General features: G+C 65.4%; 1 protein-coding gene and 1 pseudogene. Both read right to left on the reverse strand.

Annotation, left to right across the window (positions count from 1 at the left end):
• Positions 1-724 (reverse strand): annotated as a pseudogene (locus AC1DT2_RS22605) (translocation/assembly module TamB domain-containing protein); the annotation flags it as partial.
• A gap of 11 nt (positions 725-735) precedes the next feature.
• Positions 736-1,695 (reverse strand): autotransporter assembly complex protein TamA (locus AC1DT2_RS22610; protein ID WP_477298885.1); only part of this gene is annotated, 960 nt, incomplete at its 5' end.

Raw genomic sequence — 1,695 nt, forward strand, 5'->3', positions numbered from 1 at the left:
GTACGAGGTTGGCATCGACTTGCGCGACGAAGGGCAGCGTGAGCTTGACGATGGTATGCGCCTTCGCACCGTCGCTGTGTGCTTCGAGGGCGCCCGCGTAGTCGATGTCGCCGAGCTTCCAGCGCAAGCTGGCCTTGCCGTCGCCCTTGTAGCCCTTGCCGACAGCGAGCGTGCCGCCAAGGTCGGCCTGGCCATCGGGTGCACGCAGGGCGAGGGTTTGCAAGGCGATGCCTTTCGATGTCCACGAGCCGACGAGGTCGAGCGAATTGGATTCGAAGAGGGGCTGGCCGGCCTGCGTCACCTTCACGTGACCGATCTTGACCTTGTCGAGCGCGATGTCGAGCGGCGGCTCGAGCGAGAACGGCTCGGAAGCGGTCTCCGGTTCGGGCTGGCTTGGTGGCAGGGCGACATCGATGCCGTCCGCCGTCAGGTCGTAGACATGCGCGCGCTTGCGCAGCAGCGAACCGAACGAGAAGTCGACATGCGCCTTCGCGACACGCACATCCATGCCTTTGCCATCGCGATAGCGCAGGCCGGCAAGATCGAGCGGCCCGGCGAGACGCCCTTCGGCGTGTTCGATCGTGAGCGCGTTATCGGTGAAGGCCTGCGCACGCGCCAATGCGAAGCGAAGGCCCGACGCGCTGCCGACCAGCCACCACACGCCGAGCGCGACAACAAGAAGCAGCACGCCTAGCGCCACACCTGTGCGGATCAACCATTTCATGCCGGTGCTCCTCACAGGTCGGGCCCGATGACGACGTGCAGATGGATACCGTGCGACTCCTTGTTGCCGACCGGTACGGCAAGGTCGGCGCGGATCATGCCGACCGGCGAGAGCCAGCGCACGCCCAGGCCGGTGCCCACCAGTGGCTTGTAGTCGGTGCCGGCAAAGGCATTACCCGCATCGACGAAGGCGGCCATGCCCCAGTTGCGCGTGAAGTAATGCTCCACCTCGGTACTTCCCACGAGCAGGTTTTCGCCGCCGATCACGCGACCGTAGGTGTTCTTCGGGCCGATGCTCTCGAAATCGTAGCCTCGCACGGAGCGGTCACCGCCCGCGAAGAAGCGCAGCTGCGGGGGCAGGGCGCTGAAGTCGTCCGTCCAGATCTTGCCGGCGGTGCCGCGAAGAATCAGGCGGTTGCGGCCCCAGAACGACTGGATCCACTTCGCGTCGCCCATCAGTTCCGAGAAGCGCGCGTCGGAAAGCAGGTCGCCGGCGGTACTGCGCGCGGTGAGCGTCAACGACCAGCCGCTGCGCACGAAGGTGGGGTTGTCGCCTTTCTTCCGGCTCAGCGTCACTTCGGGGTAGACCAGGGTGCTCTGGCCGTGATCCAGGCCCAGCGCGTTGTCGCCTTCGCCACCGCGCTTGCCCACAGTGAATGTACCGGACAGCGCATTGATGCCGATGGTGCGCGTCCAGCCGTGCCAGAGCCGCGTTTCATTGGCGACGAGCTGGACCGTGCGGGACTTCGACGTCACCGTGTTGGCGTCGCGGTAGTTCGCGCCGAAGTTGAAGCTGCGCTGGTTGGGACCCGGCATGGGGATCTGGTAAAGGGTGGAGACAGTCTTGAGGCGTTGCGCCATGACGATCTGATTTTTCCACTTATGCCCGCGGTCGTTCACCCATCGCTTCTCGACGCCGCCCTGCAGACCGGCGCCCGTATCGGTGCCGAAGAACGGGCCACCGGTGTAGAT

This window comes from Luteibacter sp. P4_E6 (assembly GCF_056401535.1).